Genomic DNA, 23,341 nt, shown 5'->3' with positions numbered 1-23,341 from the left:
CATGGCTGGTTCACCACATTTCGCATCGGAAAACCCTATTGCCCGGGTATTGCCGTTGCTTGATGTGCCGCATTTGGATAGGCCCTTTGATTATTCTGTACCGACTGATCTCTCTGATACTGCACAGCCGGGGGTCCGTGTCCGCGTCACTTTTCACGGTCGTCAGGTGGATGGTTATGTGTTGGAGCGCTGTGCGCAATCAGATTTTCCGGGAAAGTTAACTCCTATTCGTAAAGTGACTTCTCCACACCCGGTTTTCACAGGTTCGTATAGAGAGTTAGTGGAGTGGACAGCACACCGCTATGCGGGAACGATAGCTGACGTCATTCGTCTGGCGATTCCGCCTAGAGTTGCTCGCGTAGATAAGGAAGAGATACCCGCTACGCGAGTTCCCGATGTTCTGAAAAGTGTGGACGCAGATCTCTCTTGCGATCTTTTGGCGGAAGAATCGCGTGCCGCGTGGGGGCGTTACCGGTGGGGAACGAGTATGGTGGCGGCACTTCCACGGGGTGGTGTACGGGCAGCATGGCAGTTACTTCCGCATGAGGATCTGGCGGCGCGTGCCTGCGATCTTATTACTGTTGCTCGTGCAGCAGGAGGATCAGTTCTCATCCTTGTGCCGGATCAGTATGATCTTGATCCCTTGTATAACGATATTGTGCAGCGTTTAGGTGACACTGGCATTGCCGCATTATCTGCTGCGTCTGGGCAGGCTCCGCGTTACCGGAATTGGTTGTACGCATTTTATGGCGTTGTTGATGTGGTAATCGGTACTCGTGGTGCGGCTTTTACACCACTGCGGAATCTGCACACCGTTCTCATGGTGGATGATGGGAATGATATCTATGCGGATCTGCATGCACCGTACCCTCATCTGCGAGATGTATTAGCACATCGTGCGGAAAGCACAGGAGCTAATTTTCTCGCTGCAGGATGGTCCTGCAGTGTTGCGATGAGCTATCGCGTGGAGGAGGGGTGGGCGCATTATCTGCAGCCTGAGCATAGCGAGTTGAAGAAGGAGCTTCCTCGGATTACTGCTCCAGGAGACTCCGATAAAGCACTTGAGAGGGATCCTCTAGCACGGGCAGCCCGTATTCCACATACTGCTTTTCGAGCGGTGAAGGCGGCCTTAGAACGCAATGAACCGGTACTATTCCAGGTTCCTCGACGCGGCTATATTCCTACTTTAGTGTGTGGGAATTGTCGTGAGCCTGCACGTTGCCGCCACTGTGGAGGTCCACTTGGTTTGTCACGTAGCACAAATGCGGAGGGCGCCAGTATTCCGGTGTGTCGCTGGTGTGGTACACCGGAACCACGTTTTACATGCCAGCACTGTGGCAGCCATACCTTGCGAGCTGCTACGAAGGGTGCTGGTCGTACTGCTGAGGAGCTAGGCCGAGCTTTTCCAGGTTTCCCTGTTGTCCTTTCCTATGGGGATGAGCGAAAAGAACGTATTGCTGCTGGCCCTATGATTGTTGTCTCGACACCGGGGAGTGAGCCTGTTGCGCCGTCGGGATATGGTGCTGTCGTGCTTCTCGATCCGTGGGCACTCACGCAACGTCCGGATCTCTCAGCTGATGAAGATACACTCCGTTTATGGTGCAATGCTGTTCGGCTTGTCCGACCATTTTCGCAAGGTGGAGAAGCGATCATTGCGGGGGAGCCGCGTCACCCCCTTATCCAGGGACTTATTCGCTGGGATCCGGTTGGTGTCGCGGAGCGCCTTTGTGCAGAGCGTGAGAGTGCGTTGCTACCGCCGAGTCGTCATTTTATTGCGATTGATGGTCCTTTCTCTGCTGTGAAAGATTTTGTTTCTGATGTCACTGCAGAGGTTTCTGTCGACACTCTTGGGCCTATAGAGCTTCCTGTATTTGAGTCTCTCCCCGCTAGTTGTGCGGATAGTGGGGAAGAGCCACTGCGGATGCTACTGCGGGATAATGGGGATAATTTTGACGATATTCTTTCTGAGGTACGTAAAATAAGTCGCTATCGATCTGCGAAAACCAAAAACATACCGGTTCGTATCCACGTTGATCCTACTCGTATTGGCTAGTCTTCAGATATACGTCATCTACCGTGTAGAGTGATTATACTTGCTGGTAGATGGCATATTAGTGAAAGGGTTTTTATGGCGGTTCTTCCTATCCGACTTTTCCCGGATCCGGTTCTTCGTACCCGCGCTGATGAGGTGACGGAGTTCGACGGCGCACTGGAAAAGCTTGTGGAAGATATGTTCGACACTATGCGTGCTGATAATGGTGTGGGCTTAGCTGCACCCCAGGTAGGAGTGTCTCAACGTCTCTTCGTTTTTGATTGTGGGGATGAACAGTCGGGATACGTTATTAATCCGGTGTGGGAGCCTATTGGCGATGAAATGCAGTACGGTATGGAAGGTTGTCTTTCTGTACCAGGCGTCTATGGGGATGTGGAACGCTATAACCACGTTGTCGTACACGGTAAGGACTGTCACGGAAACGATGTCAGCTATGAAGGTACCGAATTGCTTGCACGCTGTATCCAGCATGAGAGTGACCATCTCGACGGCATTATGTTCATGAAGCAACAGTCTGCGGAGAATCGTAAACTCTCCATGGCAGAAGTCCGCAATGCCAACTGGTTTGGACAGTCCACTCTACAACCGCAGGGGTAGCACAACCTCAGGTTGTTTATTGTGCCCCCTTTTCTCTGTCCTAGAAAGGATCTTCATGCGGCTGGTTTTTGCAGGAACTCCGGAGGCGGCTGTTCCCTCTCTTAAAGCCCTCATTGATTCTCCACAGCACGATGTTGTTGCCGTCGTTACCCAGCCCGATGCGCCCGCTGGTCGTGGTCGTAAGGTACATCCTTCACCGGTGGCACAGTGCGCGGCTGAGCATTCTATCCCCGTGCTTAAACCAGTTTCTGCCAGCGATCCTGCTTTCATTGACGAACTGCGCGAGTATCAACCGGAATGTTGTCCGGTAGTTGCCTATGGTCAGCTGCTGCGTCCGGAGGTTCTGTCGATCCCTGCGCATGGGTGGGTTAACCTTCATTTTTCCCTTCTGCCGCAATGGCGCGGTGCAGCACCTGTACAATCGGCTATTTGGGCTGGTGATGAGATTACTGGTGCTACTACATTCCGCCTTGATGAGGGAATGGATACTGGTCCGGTCTATGGGACAATAACCGAGCCCATCCAGGCGACGGATACAAGCGAAACACTGATGCAGCGTCTTGCAGAAGTGGGGGCTCATTTACTCGTTGAGACAGTGGATGGCATTGCTTCTGGAATAGTAGAACCACTTCCACAGTCGACTGATGGAGTGAGCTATACGTCTAAGATCTCTACAGCAGATGCGCATATTCGCTGGGATCTTCCCGACCACCTTGTCAGCCGCCATATTAGGGCTATGTCTCCTGCTCCTGGAGCATGGACTATGCTTGGCGACTCTCGTCTCAAAATTGGGGGTGTAGAGGCTCTCCACCCTGCCGCCATGCAGTATCTCTCTACTCGCGACACTAAACTTCAACCCGGCGAAGTACTATTCACTGGAAAGCACGTCCTAGTGGGGACGGCTAGTGAAACTTTACAGCTTGCCACTATCCAAGCGCCTGGGAAGAAAATGATGAGGGCAGCAGATTGGGCACGCGGTGCTCATCTACAAGGAGGGGAGACGCTGCAATGAGTGGAGGATTCCGATCTCGGTCAAAAGTGGCGGCACAACGAAAGTCTGCTCAACAACACTCTGCACAGCAGCAACAACCGGCGCAGCGTCACACTGATACTGTAAAAAATACGCAAGTAAAGCATGATGATAAAGCATCGTCTCGCCACCACCAGCAGCATGCGCACAGACGCCGCGGACAAGCAATTGAAGATGCGGCACGCGAAACAGCGTTGGCTGTTATCCGCGCAGTGCGGGCAGATGGTGCTTACGCCAACATCGCGTTATCTCAGGAACTGCGGCATCGCCATCTTAATAAGCAAGATGCCGCATTTGCCACAGAGCTCGCTAACGGTACTGTTCGTGCCCAGGGGATTCTTGATCCTGTTATCGAGGAAGCGGCCCATCGTCCGGTCTCCGAAATCGATGGAGATTTACTGGATATCTTGCGTTTAGGGACATATCAACTACTCCGCACACGTGTCCCGCAGCATGCAGCCGTATCGACATCTACTGAGCTAGCACGTGCTGAACGAGGACAGGGCTCCACCGGTTTCGTCAATGCTGTATTGCGTACTATTTCCCGGAGTACTCCTACAGAGTGGGAAGAACGCTGCTGCCCACAGGAAGAGCGTGATCCGGTTGGAGCTCTTGCTTACCACACAGCTCACCCACGCTGGATTGTGGAGGCTTTTGCCGGAGCATTGCATGTTGGCGAAGATTCACCAGAACTCGCTGCAGCATTAGAAGCTGATGATACACGGCCAATTGTGCATCTTGTGGCGCTGCCGGGCGAAGCGACGGCAATGGAAGTAACCGCTATGACGGGGGGAGAGACAGGACCTCTCAGCCCCTATGCTGTACATCTGACAGAGGGCGGTGATCCAGGCCGTCTTGATGTTGTCCGCGAAGGACATGCACGGGTCCAAGATGAAGGATCACAGATTGTGGCTCTCACCCTTCGGAAAGCGCCGCTAGAAGGGGAAGACCAGGGGAGATGGCTGGACTTATGTGCTGGTCCCGGCGGTAAATCTGCACTCCTAGGAGCAGAAGCTGCCATCACTGGAGCCACTGTTACAGCGGTAGAGCCCAGCCATCACCGTGCAGATCTGGTTCGAAAAGCATGTTCTGACCTACCCGTTACGGTTGTAGAAGCCGATGGTCGAGACCCGCAGATTGATCCTGGCTTTGACCGTGTTCTCGTGGATGCTCCGTGTTCTGGGCTGGGATCATTACGACGACGCCCAGAGTCGCGGTGGACTCGTCAGCCCAGTGATCTCGCTGATCTTACTGTTTTACAGCATGAACTTTTGACGAGTGCAGCCCAACTAGTACGGCCGGGTGGTGTTATCGCATATTCCACCTGCTCGCCGCATCTTCGAGAAACCGAAGCAGTAGTGCGGGATGTAGCTATTGAAACCGGCCTAGATATCCTTGATGCCACCCAAATCTGGCCAGACTGGGCAGGTGAAGATAGTGTCTACCATCTCACTAGTGCCCCCTTCATCCAGCTGTGGCCGCACCGACATGGAACTGACGCCATGTTCGTGGCCCTCCTCCGCCGTCCCTCTCACGAGTCGTTATAGACGTAGGATTAAGTTATGCAACGAGAACCACTCATCGCCCCCTCTATCCTTTCTGCAGATTTTGCTCATTTAGCAGACGATATTGCTGCTATCGCTAGCGCAGACTGGGTTCACGTCGACGTTATGGATGGCCACTTTGTGCCCAACCTTTCCTTCGGACTACCTGTTATGAAAGCTGTCGGAAAAGTAACGGATATGCCTTTGGATGTCCACCTCATGATTGACGATCCGGAGCGCTGGGCACCCGATTACGCCAAAAGTGGAGCTTATTCCGTCACCTTCCATGTAGAGGCGTCAAAAGACCCTGCAGCATTGTGTGCAACATTGCGTGAGTTGGGGTCACGCGCGGCGATTTCTGTTAAACCAGGCACTCCTATTGAGCCCTACTTCGATATCCTCGATGCCGTTGACATGGTTCTCATCATGAGTGTGGAACCTGGTTTCGGCGGACAATCGTTTATGCCGGAAGTGCTTGACAAAGTGCGGGTTCTACGGGCAGAAATTGATCGCCGCAACCTGCCGACACTTATTGAAATTGATGGTGGTATTACTGTCGACACTATCGGATCCTGTTATCAGGCTGGTGTTGATGCTTTTGTTGCTGGATCAGCGGTATATAACCAGGTTGATCGTGCCGAGGCTATCGCAAAACTTCGAGAAGCCGCTTTGGCCTAGAGTTTATGACTGTACCGCCGCATCTTCCCGAAACGGTTCTAGCAGCCCTAGGCCATTCACTCACCCCCACTGAAGCACTCAATCTTGCTATCGCTGCGGCAGAAAGCTCACGCGGGTGTACCACCCCTAATCCGCCAGTGGGAGCAGTGATACTGGACTCAGCCGGATATGTGCGGGGGATTGGCGCTACACAGCCTCCCGGCGGTCCTCATGCTGAAATTCAGGCTCTCCGTATGGCTGGTAAGCATACAGTAGGGGGAACTGCTGTCGTTACGCTTGAACCATGTAATAAGTGGGGGAGAACGGGGCCGTGCTCGCATGCTTTAGCAGCCGCAGGTATTTCCCATCTGTACTACGCTGTCGCCGATGAGACCTCTTTCAAAGGTGGTGCACAGTACCTTAGTAAACAAGGTATACACTGTGTGCAATTTGATAGTGCTCGTCAGAAACAGGTAAAAGCAGAAGGTTTAGGTGCCTGGCTGCATAAACAAAAGACTGGACACCCACGTGTAACAGTAAAAATGGCATCGTCTCTTGATGGTTTTTCCGCGGCAGCTGACGGTACAAGCCAATGGATTACGGGGGAGGATGCGCGCAGTGATGCACATCTCGAGCGTTCCCGTGTGGACGCCATTATTGTTGGCACTGGTACTTTTCTGGCCGATAATCCCAGCCTAACTGCACGTCGTGCTGATGGAACTCTCTACCCGCACCAACCACACCGCTATGTTATTGGTACTCGGCCAATTCCCGGTGAGACCGTAGTATCACGCATTTCTGGTATGACTGTCTGCCAGGTTTCTGCCGGGTATGCTGCGGCGCCTTTTACACATCTTTGTACGCGACAGTGGGAAAACGTACTCGGCTACTTCTCTACTGTCGACTATCAAGATGTTTTAGTGGAGGGTGGGCCTCGTCTGGCTGGTGATCTTGTAGCTCGTGGATATGCTGATCGACTACTTGTCTATCTTGCCCCGCTTATTTTAGGACAAGGACTTTCCGCAGCTCATAGCTCACTTATTGACACTTTGCCGAACGCGCAGCGCTTTCAGTTCACAAGTTGTGAGAGAGTAGGAGCAGACCTCAAACTTGTTCTGGAGAGGAATCTTTAATGTTTACAGGCATTATCGAAGAACGTGGAGTTTTCGTTAAAGCAGTTGATACGGGTACTCCCGATAGTCCGTCGCAGCGTGTCACTATTGATTGCGCGACTGTTATGGAGGAAACACGACTTGGTGACTCCATTGCTGTTAACGGTGTCTGTCTTACTGTTGTAGAGATTCTTCCGCATGGCTTTTCCGCCGACATTATGCATGAGACACTACGACTTACCACTCTGGGAAAGTTATCTCCCGGTTGTGCAGTCAACCTTGAACGCGCTATTGCTATTGGGGATCGTCTCGGCGGACATATGGTGCAAGGTCATGTTGATACAACTGGCGACATTACTGCTATTAGTCCCGAGCATGTTGTGCGTATTTCTCTTAGCCCAGAGATTTTACGTTTTGTTGCTTACAAAGGCTCTATCACTCTTAATGGTGTCTCTCTTACCGTTTCAGCGGTGGGGGATACGTGGCTAGAGGTTTCTCTTATTCCAGAAACTCTTGCGCGCACAACTTTTGGGGAAGCACATGTGGGGGATGCTGTCAATGTTGAGGTTGATGCCATCGCTAAATATGTTGATCATCTCCTTACCCCCTATAAGTAAGAGATCTGTCACTGTTTTAATACCCCACGTAAACAGGTAATAGGCCATACTGAACCCATCATCACTATAGAACGAGAGTACGATCATGAGTCTTTTCGAGAGTATCGATACTGCCATTGAAGAATTTCGGCAGGGACGCCCCGTTGTCGTTGTCGATGACGATAACCGAGAGAATGAGGGAGATCTTATTTTCCCGGCAGCAGCAGCTACTCCAGAATTACTAGCTTTCATGATCCGCTACACCTCGGGCTATATCTGTGTCGGTATGGATGCTGGTATCTGCGATCGCCTCGAGCTGCCGATCATGTGGGAAAAGAGCGAAGACTGCCGACTTACTGCCTATACCGTGTCTGTTGATGCTGCAGAGGGAACCACCACCGGTATTTCTGCACATGATCGTGCACTCACTATCAAGAAACTGGGTGATCCGCAGGCTGTTGCTGCAGATTTCCACCGCCCCGGCCATGTTCTTCCTCTACGCGCTGTTTCTGGTGGTGTGTTCAAGCGTATGGGACATACTGAAGCCGGTTCCGATCTTGCTCGTTTAGCTGGATACCAGCCAGTGGCGGCATTGTGTGAGATTGTGTCTGAAAAAGATCCGACCACTATGGCACGCCGCGAAGAACTCCGTGAATGGGCTAATCGTCATCATCTCGCGATGATTTCTATTGCGGATTTGATTGCCTGGCGTCGCGTCCATGATCCTATTAACGAATGATAAGGGAAGAGACATTTCAGGAACACGAGGAGCGCTGCACCAGTGATCGAATTCGACAGTATTGAACAGGCCATTGCAGATATTCGTGCAGGCCGTCCTGTCGTAGTTGTTGACGATGAGAACCGTGAAAATGAGGGCGATCTCATCTTCGCTGCAGAAAAAGCAACACCAGAGCTACTTGCGTTTATGATCCGCTACACCTCGGGCTATATCTGCGTCGGTATGGAGGGGGAATTATGCGACCGCCTCCATCTTCCGGCAATGGTGCTCCACAGTGAAGATCCTCGACACACTGCCTATACGATCACTGTTGACGCAGCACAGCACACGACCACAGGTATTTCTGCGACAGATCGTTCTCGCACTATAAAAACTCTGGCGGACCCCACCTCTGGACCAGCCAGTTTGAACCGCCCTGGACATGTCCTTCCCCTACGAGCCGTTCCTGGCGGTGTTCTTAAGCGAGCAGGACATACGGAAGCTTCTGTGGATCTAGCGCGACTAGCCGGATGTACACCAGCTGGGGCACTGTGCGAGATTGTGTCAGAAAATGATCCCACTACGATGGCTCATGCGGAGGAACTGCGGGACTGGTCACATAAGCATGGTCTCTCCATGATTTCCATTAAGGATCTCATTGAGTGGCGCCGTCAGCATGAGAAACTTGTTGAACGAGTAACTGATACTAATCTACCTACCGCTTATGGCAATTTCCGTATTGTTGGTTATCGTTCCCTTATTGATGGACAAGAGCACGTCGCAGTTGTGAAAGGTGACGTTGCTGCCAATGATGGACAAGACGTTTTAGTCAGAGTCCATTCCGAATGCCTTACTGGTGATGTTTTCGGTTCCCGCAGATGCGACTGTGGGCCGCAGCTCCACCGTTCTCTCCGCATGATCGATGACGAGGGGAGGGGCATTGTTCTCTATCTCCGTGGACATGAAGGACGCGGAATTGGTTTGTTGAATAAGCTTCGTGCCTACCATCTACAAGATGAGGGTGAAGACACCGTGGATGCAAACCTGAAGCTTGGTCTTCCCGCGGATGCGCGTGAGTATGCTTCTGCGGCACAGATTCTTTATGACCTGGGTGTACGGTCAATGCGTCTGCTAACGAATAATCCAGATAAGCAGGAGGGGCTGGAAGGCTACGGAGTAGAGATTGCGGAGCGTGCGCATTTACCGCTGGACGTTACCCCTGAAAACCTTACGTATTTGCGTACGAAGCGTGACCGTATGGGGCATGTGTTGGAAGACCTTGACGCTGTAGTAGGTAGTGCTACAAGTGATGTGCAAAGTTCCGCCTGGATTGAGCATGATCATACTCGTCATGTGTCGGGATGCACGCACGATCATGAGGAGCATTAATACCTTCGTAAGGACGTTAGCCACCATCACGGTAGGATGGTGACTGCGCATGTTCCACACATAACCCTAGTATCTCATTTAGGAGCAGACATGGCTGAAGCAGGCCGTCCTGGTATTTCCTCTATTGACGCCACTGGCATGCGGGTAGGCATCGTTGCTGCGCAGTGGAATGCCGAACTGTGCAATCAAATGTTGAGCCGTGCTTGCGCAGTTGCGGAGGAGGCCGGTGCTACTGTCGATGTCTCCCGAGTGGCCGGTTCTATTGAACTGCCTGTTATTGCCCAACAATTTGCCCGAACGCATGATGCTGTTGTGGCAATTGGAGTCGTCATTCGTGGTGATACTGCACATTTCGATTATGTGTGTCAGTCTGTCACCGATGGTCTTACACGGGTAGCTCTCGATGAAAGTACACCTGTCGGAAATGCTGTATTGACAGTGAACACCGTAGAGCAAGCCCATGCACGCGCAGGATATGCAGACTCTGTAGAGGATAAGGGAGGCGAAGCCACGTATGCTGCGCTAGAAGTTGCTTGCGAGCTTAAGCGTCTTCGCCGCATGGATTAAATCTGATGGGTTCACCGGCAGATTTTCGTCCCGCTCCGGGAACAATCCCTACTAAACCGGGAGTGTATCGTTTTCGGGATAGTTATGGTCGTGTCATCTATGTTGGTAAGGCAAAAAATCTCCGTAACCGACTGAACTCTTATTTTGTCTCTCCGGAGAATGTACGCTCGCTATCTCGTCGTATGCTGAACCAGGCAGCCAGTGTGGAGTGGACTGTTGTCGCTAATGAAGGTGAAGCACTCCAACTAGAGTGGACCTGGATCCAGCATTTTTCACCACGTTTCAACATTCAGTTCCGAGATGATAAATCCTATCCTCTTCTGGCGATTTCTACGGCAGAGACGTTCCCACGTGTATGGGTGTATCGCGGAGCACGGCGTAAAAACGTGGAATATTTTGGTCCTTATACAAAGGTCGGGGCATTGCGTGACACTCTCGACCAACTCACCAAAGTTTTTCCTGTCCGTACGTGCACTAAGGGTGTTTTTAATCGGCATACGGCACTTGGCAGACCCTGTCTTCTTGGCTACATCGGTAAATGCTGTGCGCCTTGTGTAGGGAAAATAGAACCAGATGAGTATCATGCACTCATTACTCAGCTGGAACGCTTCTTAAGCGGACAGGATAAGGACATTGTCCGTACATTAACAGCGGAGATGAATGCGGCGTCTGCCGAACTCGATTTTGAAAAAGCAGCGCGTCTACGAGACCACATTGCGGCTTTACAAGCGGTATTGGAAAAACAGACTGTTGTCCTACAGGAAACTATGGATGCGGATGTTATTGGCATCGCCACTGATGAGATTGAAGCTTCTGTGCAGCTCTTCCGGTTTCGGCATGGTCGTATTGTGGGGCAGCAAGGATGGGTCATTTCTAAAACGGGTGATGCGGATTTAGGAGAGTGGGAAAAGGGAACACCGGATCCTGCTGTGCCTTTTATTGCGGAGAGTTTTCTTTCCCAGTTTTATAACACGCACACCGATGACATTCCACGGCTTATTCTTGTTCCAGAAATTCCCACCCAGTGCGAGGAAATTTCAGCGCAATTAGATGCACTCCGCCATGCCCATGTAGAGATTCGTCAACCGCAACGGGGTGATTTGGTTCGTATTCTCGACACAGTCACGGATAATGCCGCAGAAGCGTTGCGGCAACATAAATTGAAGAGAGCTTCTGATCTTACGTCACGGTCACGTGCATTAGAGGAATTACAGACATATTTAGGCCTAGAAAATCCACCACTACGTATTGAATGTACTGATATTAGCCATATTCAAGGGACAGATGTAGTGGCCTCATTAGTTGTTTTCGAGGATGGTTTGCCGCGTAAATCAGATTATCGGACTTATCTTATTAAAGATGCTGCAGGAGATGGGAAATCAAATGACGTAGGCTCTATCGCAGAAGTTACCCGTCGACGATTCCAGCATTATGCAGAAGATACTCGTACAGTTCCTGATGCCGAAGGGAATCTGGTGGTTTCTGAGCAGCATCGTTTTGCCTACCCCCCTCAGCTTTTCGTAGTGGACGGAGGTGCGCCGCAGGCCGCTGCAGCTGCTGCCGTATTAGAGGATCTCGGTATTACTGATATTCCAGTTGTGGGATTGGCAAAACGACTGGAGGAAGTATGGGTACCGGGCGAAGAAGAGCCGCTTATCCTGCCTCGTGATTCTGAAGCATTGTATTTGCTACAACGTGTTCGGGATGAGTCACATAGAAGGGCTATCGGTTTTCATAGGAAGCGTCGTTCCAAGAGCATGTTGGAATCTGAACTAGAAAATGTTGACGGCGTGGGTCCTTCACTACAGAAGGCTCTTATTAAGTACTTTGGATCATTAAAAAAATTGCGTGCTGCTTCCGTTGACGACATTGCACAGGTTCCTGGCTTTGGCCACTACCGTGCCCAAAAAGTTTATGCCGCTCTTCATCCATAAATCTGGCACACTAGAGAGGAGAATGGGCATAACAACTAATGCTCATATTGTAGATTCACGAGAGAGTGAGGCTCGTCCTGTGTCTACCGATCCACTTGAGATCGTCCTTATTACGGGTATGTCTGGTGCTGGCCGTGGCACTGCAGCACGGCTATTGGAAGAGTTCGGCTGGTATGTTGTCGATAATCTACCGCTGGAACTGATTGTTCGTACAGCAGAAATAACGCAGAATTCTAAGCGAGATATTCGCCGTCTCGCTATTGTTACTGATGTTCGCTCCCAAAATTTCTCTGGCTCACTGGATTTCGTTGTTCATGAGTTACGTGCGCGCGGGTGGTCTCCACGTGTATTATTCCTCGATGCCACAGACGAGGTTCTCATTCGCCGTTATAACCAGCTTCGTAAAACTCGTCCCTTGCAAGATAAACGCCCTTTGGAGGAGGGTATTAGGGATGAGCGGGAACTCCTTGCCGATCTTAAAAACCATGCTGATCTAGTTGTTGATACATCACGTCTGACCAGCACGAAATTGCGTGAACGTCTTTCTGAGTTTCGTGCGTCCGGTGATAAGGGGCTAGATATTATTGTTGAATCCTTCGGGTTCAAATATGGTGTTCCATTGGATGCTGATTTCGTTGTTGACATGCGTTTTCTCCCCAATCCTTATTGGGTACCAACGCTGCGCCCCCATTCCGGTTTAGACTCCGGAGTATCTGAATATGTCCTCAACAATAAAGTGGCAGCAGAGTTTATTGATAACTTTGCTCGTATGATCGTTCTAGCCACTCCTGGTTATAGAGCAGAGGGGAAGGCCTATGTCCTTCTGGGAGTGGGATGTACAGGGGGAAAACATCGTTCTGTCGCTACTACGATGGAGCTCACTCGTCGTCTCGCAGAAGCGCTTCCAGATGCTAATGTGACGGCGGTGCATCGGGATTTAGGTCGCGAATAACCCAGGAATATAGGCCTGCGGTGGGAAGAAGAGGAAGGTAATTCTGTGTCATTGACGGCAGAGCTTAAGGAAGAACTAGCAAAAGTTGCTGTCCCTCGTCGAGATCCATTGATCGCCGAGATAGCAACGCTATTGCGTTTTGTCGGTAGTCTTCACCCTAATGGCACAAGAGTTGAATTAAAGGCTGAAGTTGATTCGGAGCCAATTGCTCGCAGAGTCGTAGCAGCGGTAGAGCATCTGTACCACCTTTCCATGGAACTCAATATCCTTGGTTCGGGTGAAAATAGTCCGCACCGCTATTTGCTGCAGCTTAATTCTCACGGTACTGATCTTGCTCGATTATTGGGTCTGATTGATCGTCGGGGAGTACCGGTTAGAGGTATTCCCGCAGCAGTAGTGGCGGGATCTGTGGAGGATTCAGCCGCCGCATGGAGGGGTGCTTTCCTCGCTCATGGATCTCTTACTGAACCTGGTAGGTCAAACTCATTAGAAATAACCTGTCCCTGTTCTGAGGCTGCGCTAGCGATGGTGGGAACAGCGCGGCGTCTTAATGTCACTGCCAAATCTCGCGAAGTACGGGGGAGTGACCGGGTTGTGATCAGAGATGCTGAGCAGATCGGTAAAATGCTTCGTACTATTGGCGCTCCTGAGACCTATAAAGTGTGGGAGGAGCAGCGTAAACGGCGTGAAGTCCGGGCTACTGCTAACCGTTTGGCCAATTTTGACGATGCTAATCTACGGCGATCAGCACGTGCGGCTGTGGCATCTGCTGCGCGTGTCGAAAGAGCCATAGAGATTTTGGGTGACGATATTCCCGAACATCTTTTGGCGGCTGGCCTATTGAGGCTTGAACACCGGCAGGCTTCTTTGGAGGAATTGGGCCGTCTAGCTAATCCTCCTATGACGAAAGATGCTGTGGCAGGACGTATTCGACGCTTACTTTCTCTCGCTGATCGGCGTGCAGAAGAATTAGGCGTGCCTGACACTGAAACCGCTGCAGCAGCATGTAATCCAGATATACTCAATATGTAATAGATTATGAGACAATATATTAAGATTATTTTCTTTATTCCTCATTCGTAATGAGGTAGAACAAAATGGTCAAATGCGTAGACACACCATCAATGTGACGCGAATGCTGTCAGATATTATGTGTGTTTTTAATCACATGGACTAGTTGGCGACCTGGGGATACCCCATTTTGAATGATCAAAATAGTGCGAATTACAGGTTTAGCCACTATTCTTGGACTTGCTGGTGATCGAGAAATATCACCCAAACAGAACATCTATTTAAGGAGCTTATTGTGACGGTGCGAGTAGGCATCAACGGCTTCGGCCGCATTGGCCGCAACTTCTTCCGCGCAGTGGAAGCACAGCGCGCCCAGGGTAACACCGAAATCGAGATCGTGGCCGTGAATGACCTCACCACCAACGAGGTCCTCGCTCATCTACTCAAGTACGACTCCATTCTGGGTCGCCTTGACAAGGAAGTTTCCCACGACGACGAGTACCTCTACGTCGGCGATGCGAAGATTCGTGCTCTCTCCATCAAGGAAGGCCCAGCTGCTCTTCCTTGGGGTGAGCTTGGCGTAGACGTTGTTGTTGAATCCACCGGTATCTTTACCGATGCCAACAAGGCTCGTGGCCACATTGAAGCTGGCGCCAAGAAGGTCGTCATTTCCGCTCCGGCCAAGAACGAAGATGCCACCATCGTTATGGGCGTTAACGACGAAGTATACGATGGTTCCCAGGACGTTATCTCCAACGCTTCCTGCACCACCAACTGCCTGGCTCCGGTTGCCAAGGTCCTCGATAAGGAATTCGGCATTGTCAAGGGTCTCATGACCACCGTCCACGCTTACACCCAGGATCAGAACCTCCAGGATGGCCCGCACAAGGATATGCGCCGTGCTCGCGCTGCCTGCCTGAACATGGTTCCCACCACCACTGGTGCAGCCCGCGCCGTGGCTCTCGTTCTTCCGCAGCTCAAGGGCCGTCTCGATGGCTTCGCCATTCGCGTTCCGCTGCCCACCGGTTCTATCACCGACCTCACCGCTGTTATGAGCCGCGAAGTTACCGTTGAAGAAATCAACGCTGCTATGAAGAAGGCTTCTGAGGGCGAACTTAAGGGCGTTCTAGGCTACACCGAGGCTCCCTACGTATCCACCGATATCCAGGGCGATCCTCACTCCTCCATCTTCGATGCTGGCTTGACCCGCGTTAACGGCGAGCTCATCAAGATCGGCGCTTGGTACGACAACGAGTGGGGCTACTCCAACCGCCTCGTCAACCTTGTCGACCTCGTTGCCTCCAAGCTCTAAACTAGTAAGAGCATAGGCCATCGAACTTACCCGCCGTGGTCGTAATTCGATGACGATGTAGACTCCGAGCCTGGCCTATCATTCGATAGGCCAGGCTCGTTGTTTACCTTGACCCTTGATAATGACAATCAAGGATAACAATCTCATTTCGTGTAGCACTCTCTACACACGTTCATTGGAGAATAAAGTTATGGCAGTCCAAACTTTGGACGATCTTCTGGCTGAAGGTGTTGCTGGTCGTACGGTTCTCGTCCGTTCTGACCTTAACGTTCCTCTCAAAGATGGTGTGATTACTGATCCAGGCCGTATCACAGCATCCCTTCCTACTCTTAAGGCTTTGCTCAAAGGTGGAGCTCGCGTCATTGTCTGTGCCCACCTTGGTCGTCCTAAAGGCGAAGCAAATCCTGCTTTCTCCCTTGCTCCAGTTGCTGAAGAACTCAGCAAACAGCTTGGCCAGTTCGTTCAGATTGCTGATGATGTCACGGGACCCGATGCTGTAGAACGCGCTCGTGGTCTTAACGATGGCGATATCCTACTGCTACAGAACGTTCGATACGACGCCCGCGAAACCTCTAAAGATGAAGCAGAGCGTCAGTCTCTTGCAAAAGAATATGCTGCTCTCACTGGTGACAACGGTGCTTTTGTGTCCGATGGCTTTGGCGTTGTCCACCGCAAGCAAGCCTCCGTTTACGATGTCGCTAAGCTCCTCCCTGCCTATGCTGGCAAACTCGTTGAGCATGAGGTGACCACCCTTTCTCAACTCGTTGAGAATCCTGCCCGTCCCTATGCTGTAGTGCTGGGTGGTTCCAAGGTCTCCGACAAGCTTGGCGTTATTGAGTCTCTCGCGCCTAAGGCGGACACCCTCGTTATTGGTGGCGGTATGTGCTTCACCTTCCTCAAGGCGCAGAGCTACGAAGTTGGTACTTCACTCCTTGAAGAAGACATGGTTGATACCTGCAAGGAGCTTCTTAAGAAGTACGGCGATGTTATCGCCCTTCCCGTTGATATTGTCGTTGCCGATAAGTTTGCGAAGGATGCCAACGCGAAGACTGTTGCCGCAAACGAAATTCCCGATGGTTGGATGGGTCTTGACGTAGGACCAAAGTCCGTTGAGAAATTTGCTGGACGTCTTGCTGAAGCAAAGGCCATCTTCTGGAATGGCCCGGCCGGCGTCTTCGAATTCGAAAAGTTCTCCGATGGTACTCGTGGCGTTGCTGAAGCTATTATCGCTGCTACTTCCCATGGCGCTTTCTCTGTTGTCGGTGGTGGAGATTCCGCTGCAGCAGTTCGTACCCTTGGTCTCAACGAAGATGGTTTCTCCCACATCTCTACCGGTGGTGGCGCTTCCCTCGAACTTCTTGAGGGTAAAGAACTTCCCGGTATTGCCGTTCTACAAAAGTAATGTCCTAGCCCTATCTAAGGAGAAAAACTATGGCTCGCAAGCCACTTATTGCTGGTAACTGGAAGATGAATCTCAACCATCTTGAGGCCATCGCACTAGTTCAGAAACTATCCTTCGCCCTTCCCGATAAGTACACCGAGAATGTCGATGTCGCTGTGATCCCTCCTTTCACCGATATCCGCTCTGTACAGAACGTTGTTGAAGGCGACAAACTCGCTCTTGCCTACGGTGCACAAGACATCTCCACTCATGAGTCCGGTGCCTACACGGGTGAAATCGCTCCCTCTATGCTGGAGAAACTCGGCTGCACCTATGTTGTTGTTGGCCACTCCGAGCGTCGCGAGTACCACTCTGAGAGCAACGAAGAAGTAGCTGCTAAGGCTAAGATTGCTATTGCTCATAATATGCAGCCCATCGTCTGCGTTGGTGAAGCTCTTGATATTCGTGAAAAGGGTACCCACGTTGACTTCGTCACTGCCCAGACCAAGGCTTCTCTTGCTGGTCTAAGCCGCGAAGAGCTTTCCAAGGTTGTTATTGCCTACGAGCCCATTTGGGCTATTGGTACCGGCAAGGTAGCTTCTGCTGCTGATGCTCAAGAGGTATGTGGTGCCATTCGTAAGACCATCGCTGAAATCTCTGATCAGGAACTTGCTGACTCCATGCGTATCCTTTACGGTGGATCCGTCAATGCCGGCAATGTTGCTGAGATCGTTGCTGAAGAGGACGTTGATGGCGGCCTCGTAGGCGGTGCTTCTTTGAAGGCTGACGAGTTCGCCAAACTTTGTGCGCTCGCCGCTAATTCCGCTGCGTAACGATAAATTCTATTACGCCTAAAAGTAAGAGGGGTGTGTATAAAATACACGCCCCTCTTACTCTGCCGCTTGTGCTCTATCTCCTATACTTTGTCGTCCATAATGCGTGCCGTCTTCGTGTCTCTACATGTTTAACGGTATACTAGCCAAGTCTGCATATAACTTACGAAGGACACCATGAAGATCTTCCTACTTGTACTCGCAATCGTGAGCAGCCTAGTTCTGATGCTGCTGGTACTTCTCCATCGCGGTAAAGGCGGCGGTTTATCGTCCCTCTTCGGTGGCGGTGTCCAATCTAGTCTTTCAGGCTCTAGCGTAGTAGAGAAGAACCTCGACCGACTTACAGTTATCTTCTCAATTATCTGGTTAATCTCCATTATTGCAATGGGTGTTGTACTCCGTTTGGGCGTATAGAGCTCTGTATAAAAGATCCCCATTCACTAAAGGGAAGGGTCTTTCTCCTACACAGTAGTAGTAGAGAAAGATCCTTCCCTTTGTCTGTTGCAGAAACGGTCTTAAGGAATAATCGCCTACATATCTTTCATACGCGATTCAACCGAAGCAACAAGGTTTTTCCACGATTCAATAAATGCGGCTACACCTTGTTTTTCAAGCATTTGAACAACGGCGTTAATGTCAACACCCTCATCCTTAATGGCCTGCCAAATGGCAGCGGCCTCCATACTCTTTCCGGTTAAAGTGTCGCCTTTAATATCACCATGGTCAGCAACGGCCTTGAGGGTACGTTGGGGGAGAGTATTAACGGTGTGTGGTCCTGCAAGTTCAACAACGTAGAGGGTGTCAGGATAGGCAGGATTCTTGACAGATGTTGATGCCCACAAGAGACGCTGCGGATGGCCTCCTAAGGCCGCTAACTCATCGAACTTTCCCCCTTGCTTATATGTTTGTACGAAAATATCGTAGGCAAGACGGCAATTAGTAATACCCGCTTTTCCTCGCAGAGATAAAGCTCTTTCCGTACCTATATCGGTGAGTTGTTTATCAACGACAGTATCAAGGCGAGAAACAAATATAGAAGCAACAGAAACAATTGTCGAAATATCGAGTCCATTGTTTTGGGCTTCTCTTAGCCCCTCTATATATGCATTAACAACAGCCTCATAGCATTCCACGGAGAAGATAAGCGTGGTGTTGACACTAATGCCTTCGCTAGTCAGTTGCTGTATGGCCGTAATACCTGCTGAAGTCGCAGGTACCTTAATAAGAAGGTTGGGGCGGCTGAGTCGCTCCCATAATGCACGTGCTTGTTTTACTGTGTTTGCAGTGTCATGGGCGAAGCCGGGCTCTACCTCGATAGAGACACGTCCGTCTATTCCTCCAGAGGACTCCCATATCGGAAGAAGCTTCTTACAGGCTTCGTCCACATCTTTACAGATAAGAGAAAACGTTGCTTCAGAAGCGCTCTCTCCAGCGGCAGCGCACTGCGCAATAGTGGCGTCATAGGTAGAGGACATGGTGATGGATTTTTCAAAAATGGAGGGGTTGGTGGTAATGCCCACCACTCCCATCTCGTTAATGAAAGTGTCAACAGCACCACTGTCCAATAAGTCAGTGGAAAGATCATCTAACCAGACGGACGTACCTATTTTTTTGAGGTCCGCAATATGAGGATTAATAGACATCGAAATGTCCTTCCTTAGGCAGCCTAGTGCACGGCAGCAAGAGACTTTTTCGCTGCTTCAACGACAGCATCAGCAGTGATACCGAAACGTTCAAACAATTCCTCAGCAGGAGCAGAAGCACCAAAATGTTCAAGTGACACAGCCTGACCAGCATCACCCAGTAGTTTCCACCAGGACAAAGCAAGACCTGCTTCAACAGAGACACGCGCTTTAATATCCCTTGGAACAACAGAATTCTGGTAATCGTCATCCTGCTGTTCAAACCAGTCAAGGCACGGCATAGACACTACGCGGGCTTTAATACCTTCATTCATGAGCATCTCTGCTGCCTTAACTGCCAGGTAAACTTCTGAACCCGTACCAATAAGGACTACATCGGGAGTACCTTCGCAATCCTGCAGAACATAACCGCCGCGACGCACTCCTTCCGCAGATTTTTCCTTTGTACCAGCTAAAACCGGGAGATTCTGACGGGAAAGCGCAAGTGCTTTCGGCCCTTGCTTATCTTGAACAACAGCCTTCCAGCAGGCAACAGTTTCATTAGCATCAGCGGGGCGGAAAACAGACACACCGGGGATGGAACGCAAACCGGTTATTTGCTCAACTGGCTGGTGTGTTGGCCCATCCTCGCCCAGTCCAATGGAATCGTGGGTTAGCACATAAATAACGTTGGTTCCCATCTGCGAACCGAGTCGAATAGCTGGACGCATGTACTCGGAGAAGATGAGGAATGTACCGCCGTAGGGGAGTGTTGGTCCATGGAGAGCAATGCCATTGAGAATTGCCCCCATAGCGTGTTCACGAATACCGAAGTGGAGATTACGACCGTAGGGATCAGTATTCCACGTCTCTGTGGTGATAGAGGCTGGACCAAAGGACTTCTCACCTTTAATGACGGTGTTGTTGGATCCGGCAAGGTCGCATGAGCCGCCCCATAGTTCGGGAAGTACTGCGGCTAAAGCATTAATAGCGCTTTCGGAGGCTTTACGCGTGGCGATGGAGTCTCCAGCATCCCACACTGGTAGGTCAACGTCCCATTTTTCGGGGAGTTGACCAGCAAAGAGACGATCAAAGAGATTCTTTTTCTCCGGATTATTTGCAGCCCATTGATCAAAGCTCTTCTGCCATTCAGCATGGGCTGCAGCACCACGCTCAATTGCTTTCCGCGTATGAGCGATAACATCATCTGCTACCGCAAAATCTTCATCGGGATTAAAACCGAGGATCTCTTTAGTAGCGCGAATTTCTTCTGTTCCCAACGCTGCACCATGGCAGGATCCAGTGTTTTGTTTATTCGGAGCGGGATAGCCAATAATAGTGCGCAACACAATAAGTGACGGTTTATCAGTGACCTTTTTAGCGACGTCAATGGCCTCTTCAATAGCAACGATATTTTCACCACCATCGACATGCTGGACATGCCATCCATAGGCTTCATAGCGTGCCGCTACATCTTCAGTGAAGGCAATATCGGTATTTTCTTCGATAGAGATGTTGTTGTCATCGTAGAAAACGATGAGGTTGCCCAATTGTTGGGTTCCGGCGAGGGAACTGGCTTCACCCGTAATACCCTCTTCGAAATCACCATCGGAGGCAATAACGTAGATGTAATGGTCAAAGGGGGACTGGCCGGCTGGTGCTGCCGCATCAAAAAGTCCGCGTTCTCGTCGTGCTGCCATCGCCATGCCAACGGAGGTTGCAAGACCTTGGCCAAGTGGACCCGTAGTCATTTCAACGCCAGCGGTGTGGCCGTATTCTGGATGGCCCGGGGTGAGTGATCCCCACGTCCGCAACTTCTTAATATCGTCAAGTTCAAGTTCGCAGCCACTGAAGTAAAGCTGTATGTATTGGGTTAGAGAAGAGTGCCCGCAGGAGAGAATAAAACGATCTCGTCCCACCCAGGTGGGATCCTTGGGATCAAGCCGCATAATTCGTTGGTACAGAGTATAGGCAAGAGGAGCAAGGCTCATTGCGGTACCGGGGTGTCCAGAACCACATTTCTGGACGGCATCCGCAGCCAGTAGACGAGCAGTATCGACGGCTTTACTATCGAGATCAGTCCAATCGCTAGGGTAGTGCGGTTCAACATATTTCATGAGTTCTGGACTCAATGGCATGGAGGGGCTCCTTGTTCAGCGGTCGCTCAGCAGTCTTCCTGTATAAGTGTATGCGGATAAGTGGAAATATCGGCACAGATTATCAGTCGCTAGACGGCTTTTCTCTATTCCTGCAACAAAAGAAAGTTTACCTTAGGAGAGATCCCCATATCGTAAAGCGTGGTCGCGCTTAAAAAGTGCACGCCAGGTAAAGATCCCTGCGACAACGAGAACAATGGTCTCGATAATAATGACGACGTTGAGGGAGAAGGGCATAGTTCCTCCCTGCGGCATAATCCAAATAGAGACGATTGCAGAGATAACGACCACAGGAACGCGGTAACGACGATCATTAATCCATGCCGAAAGCGCAATAATGCCCCATAGTAAATACCACGGATGCATCACCGGGAAGCACAGCACCATAACAAGCATAGACATGCCAAAGCCTCCCACTGGATGGAGTTCTCCTCGATACACCTTCCATAGTGCCCATAGGAGGAAAACCATTGATACAAGCAGGCCAGCAGCAATAAAGAAACTGTGAATTGCAACATAGTGGTTACCAAGACCCAGTAATTTTCCACAGGCAGCGGCTGCTTTAGCAATATCATTCGTTAGCGTTAATACTGTGGGATACTGCGCCGCGGCACCGGTGGATGAAATCCACGTCAATGTAGTGCCACTCAAGACAGTAGCAAGCACCACGGTAATCCCCATGATTACCACCATGATCACACCCATAATGGGTACTGACCACCAGCGATTCCACCAGCGACGTGCCGCTTCTACTCCGAGGAATCCGAGTGCCACCACAGCTGGCAATTTGATACTGGCTCCCCACGATATAAGACATGCTCCCACAATAAGAAGTACCCATGCTCGCACCGAATGCCGGGGGTAGCGGGTTCCCTCCAGGCCAACTGCTAACCCTGTCAGGGTAAGCGCTAACATAATGCCTTCATTGTGAATACCTGCCACAATATGGAAGAGCGTTAGGGGGTTAAGAATTCCCAGCCATAACGCTGTCGCTATGCGCATATTGCAGCGACGTGCTAACCAACGGACAACGTACGCCAGTACGACAAGACAGACAAGAGCGAGGAAACGGTAGCACACAATTGCTGCCACAATGTTGTCACCGGTCAATGCGGCGATCAGTCGAGCTAGACCGACGAAACCAGCCCCATATTGGGCAGGTGTATGACGCCACTCTAGGGGAACGTTCTCAACGAAAGCTCCTCCGTGGAGAAGATCTTGCGGTCCGCCGGAGTAAACATCTAACCCATGGTCAGCTGCGTAGCCAAAGGCAATGTAGGAATAAACATCCTTAGAAAACAGTGGGGCAGTGAAGAAAAGAGGAAGGACCCAGGCTGCTATAACTGTCCATGTTTGTCCCTCTGTCATTTGGGTCACTGCTGTTTCCCCGCGATTGTAGTGTCGCAGGGGGAGGGCATAGCGCATCATTGTTAGCCACGCTACAACTATCACGCTTGTACCAATAAGGCATAAACCAACAGATGAAAAAGGTGCACGCGACAGAAGATTAATAACGGGGACGGATGTAATGGGATTCTGCGTCATGACGGCGCCTCCGCCCCAACCGCCAATAGCGACAAGCAATGCTGCCACTGCGCCGATAAGACGTACGATGCGCCATCGCCGTGTGGATTCTTCCGATAGTGGAGCAACGACGCATTCTTCTCTGCGGAACATGCGAACAGCAGCACTAGCGGAACGCCTCTTAGAGGAATCTCCATGAGCTGCTGTTGTACGCGCAGAAAAAGAAGGTAATGCCACACAGTAAGCCTAGCGGATAGAACCACAAGAAGAAGTACTGAACGACGTTAGGCTAACCTTGCTAGACCTAGGGAATTATTTAAGCAACACTAGTGTTAGCAAAAATAGGAAGTACG

At 50.8% G+C, this 23,341-nt stretch carries 20 protein-coding genes; 17 read left to right on the top strand and 3 right to left on the bottom strand.

Annotated elements, in window-relative coordinates; all coding sequences use genetic code 11:
* Position 1: 1 nt before the first annotated feature.
* The 17 genes from QZV76_RS00460 to secG all read left to right on the top strand — a co-directional run bounded on the left by QZV76_RS00460 (position 2) and on the right by secG (position 18,100).
* Positions 2-2,053 (top strand): primosomal protein N', encoded by a 2,052-nt coding sequence (locus tag QZV76_RS00460; protein ID WP_290595276.1) that lies wholly within the window; start codon positions 2-4, stop codon positions 2,051-2,053.
* A gap of 75 nt (positions 2,054-2,128) precedes the next feature.
* Positions 2,129-2,650: a peptide deformylase gene (gene def / locus QZV76_RS00455; RefSeq protein ID WP_290595275.1), complete on the top strand. Its 522-nt coding sequence runs from the start codon at positions 2,129-2,131 to the stop codon at positions 2,648-2,650.
* Positions 2,651-2,705: 55 nt separating this feature from the next.
* Positions 2,706-3,662, top strand: coding sequence for a methionyl-tRNA formyltransferase (gene fmt, locus QZV76_RS00450; RefSeq protein WP_290595274.1), 957 nt, complete (start codon positions 2,706-2,708; stop codon positions 3,660-3,662).
* Entirely contained in the window at positions 3,659-5,227 is a 1,569-nt protein-coding gene (locus QZV76_RS00445) for a transcription antitermination factor NusB (RefSeq protein ID WP_290595273.1), read from the top strand. Before fmt ends, QZV76_RS00445 begins: the two co-directional genes overlap by 4 nt.
* Before the next feature lie 15 nt (positions 5,228-5,242).
* Positions 5,243-5,902 (top strand): ribulose-phosphate 3-epimerase, encoded by a 660-nt coding sequence (gene rpe / locus QZV76_RS00440; RefSeq protein WP_290595272.1) that lies wholly within the window; start codon positions 5,243-5,245, stop codon positions 5,900-5,902.
* 5 nt (positions 5,903-5,907) lie between these two features.
* Positions 5,908-7,014 carry a bifunctional diaminohydroxyphosphoribosylaminopyrimidine deaminase/5-amino-6-(5-phosphoribosylamino)uracil reductase RibD gene (ribD, locus tag QZV76_RS00435; RefSeq protein WP_290595271.1) on the top strand — a complete coding sequence of 369 codons (1,107 nt, stop codon included), beginning with the start codon at positions 5,908-5,910 and terminating at the stop codon, positions 7,012-7,014.
* The gene (locus QZV76_RS00430) at positions 7,014-7,610 is read left to right on the top strand and encodes a riboflavin synthase (RefSeq protein ID WP_290595270.1); all 597 of its coding nucleotides are present in this window, start codon (positions 7,014-7,016) and stop codon (positions 7,608-7,610) included. The genes ribD and QZV76_RS00430 overlap by 1 nt, the downstream gene beginning before the upstream one ends.
* Before the next feature lie 85 nt (positions 7,611-7,695).
* Positions 7,696-8,328, top strand: a complete 633-nt coding sequence (gene ribB / locus QZV76_RS00425; protein ID WP_306558783.1) for a 3,4-dihydroxy-2-butanone-4-phosphate synthase — start codon at positions 7,696-7,698, stop codon at positions 8,326-8,328.
* A 42-nt stretch (positions 8,329-8,370) separates the two neighbouring features.
* A complete protein-coding gene (locus QZV76_RS00420) occupies positions 8,371-9,696 on the top strand; it encodes a bifunctional 3,4-dihydroxy-2-butanone-4-phosphate synthase/GTP cyclohydrolase II (protein WP_290595269.1) in 1,326 nt (441 codons plus the stop codon).
* A gap of 90 nt (positions 9,697-9,786) precedes the next feature.
* On the top strand, positions 9,787-10,263 hold the full coding sequence (ribH, locus tag QZV76_RS00415; RefSeq protein ID WP_290595268.1) for a 6,7-dimethyl-8-ribityllumazine synthase: 477 nt from the start codon (positions 9,787-9,789) through the stop codon (positions 10,261-10,263).
* A 5-nt stretch (positions 10,264-10,268) separates the two neighbouring features.
* Positions 10,269-12,197, top strand: coding sequence for an excinuclease ABC subunit UvrC (uvrC, locus tag QZV76_RS00410; protein ID WP_290595267.1), 1,929 nt, complete (start codon positions 10,269-10,271; stop codon positions 12,195-12,197).
* 22 nt (positions 12,198-12,219) lie between these two features.
* Positions 12,220-13,149 (top strand): RNase adapter RapZ, encoded by a 930-nt coding sequence (gene rapZ, locus QZV76_RS00405; protein WP_290595266.1) that lies wholly within the window; start codon positions 12,220-12,222, stop codon positions 13,147-13,149.
* A gap of 45 nt (positions 13,150-13,194) precedes the next feature.
* On the top strand, positions 13,195-14,181 hold the full coding sequence (whiA, locus tag QZV76_RS00400) for a DNA-binding protein WhiA (protein ID WP_290595265.1): 987 nt from the start codon (positions 13,195-13,197) through the stop codon (positions 14,179-14,181).
* Between the two features lie 274 nt (positions 14,182-14,455).
* Positions 14,456-15,472 (top strand): type I glyceraldehyde-3-phosphate dehydrogenase, encoded by a 1,017-nt coding sequence (gap, locus tag QZV76_RS00395; RefSeq protein WP_290595264.1) that lies wholly within the window; start codon positions 14,456-14,458, stop codon positions 15,470-15,472.
* A 190-nt stretch (positions 15,473-15,662) separates the two neighbouring features.
* The gene (locus tag QZV76_RS00390; protein ID WP_290595263.1) at positions 15,663-16,874 is read left to right on the top strand and encodes a phosphoglycerate kinase; all 1,212 of its coding nucleotides are present in this window, start codon (positions 15,663-15,665) and stop codon (positions 16,872-16,874) included.
* A gap of 29 nt (positions 16,875-16,903) precedes the next feature.
* Positions 16,904-17,686: a triose-phosphate isomerase gene (gene tpiA / locus QZV76_RS00385; RefSeq protein WP_290595262.1), complete on the top strand. Its 783-nt coding sequence runs from the start codon at positions 16,904-16,906 to the stop codon at positions 17,684-17,686.
* 177 nt (positions 17,687-17,863) lie between these two features.
* Positions 17,864-18,100, top strand: coding sequence for a preprotein translocase subunit SecG (gene secG, locus QZV76_RS00380; RefSeq protein ID WP_290595261.1), 237 nt, complete (start codon positions 17,864-17,866; stop codon positions 18,098-18,100).
* 116 nt (positions 18,101-18,216) lie between these two features.
* On the opposite strand, the gene tal is transcribed toward secG, so the two are convergent.
* The 3 genes from tal to mptB form a co-directional block, all read right to left on the bottom strand.
* Entirely contained in the window at positions 18,217-19,329 is a 1,113-nt protein-coding gene (tal, locus tag QZV76_RS00375; RefSeq protein WP_290595260.1) for a transaldolase, read from the bottom strand.
* A gap of 23 nt (positions 19,330-19,352) precedes the next feature.
* Positions 19,353-21,446, bottom strand: a complete 2,094-nt coding sequence (gene tkt / locus QZV76_RS00370; protein ID WP_290595259.1) for a transketolase — start codon at positions 21,444-21,446, stop codon at positions 19,353-19,355.
* 132 nt (positions 21,447-21,578) lie between these two features.
* Complete coding sequence (mptB, locus tag QZV76_RS00365; RefSeq protein WP_290595258.1) at positions 21,579-23,225, bottom strand: polyprenol phosphomannose-dependent alpha 1,6 mannosyltransferase MptB; 1,647 nt, start codon at positions 23,223-23,225, stop codon at positions 21,579-21,581.
* Positions 23,226-23,341: the final 116 nt, after the last annotated feature.

Source organism: Lawsonella sp. (genome assembly GCF_011525565.1).
Lineage (GTDB): Bacteria > Actinomycetota > Actinomycetes > Mycobacteriales > Mycobacteriaceae > Lawsonella > Lawsonella clevelandensis_A.
This window is presented reverse-complemented; position numbering and strand designations above follow the sequence as displayed.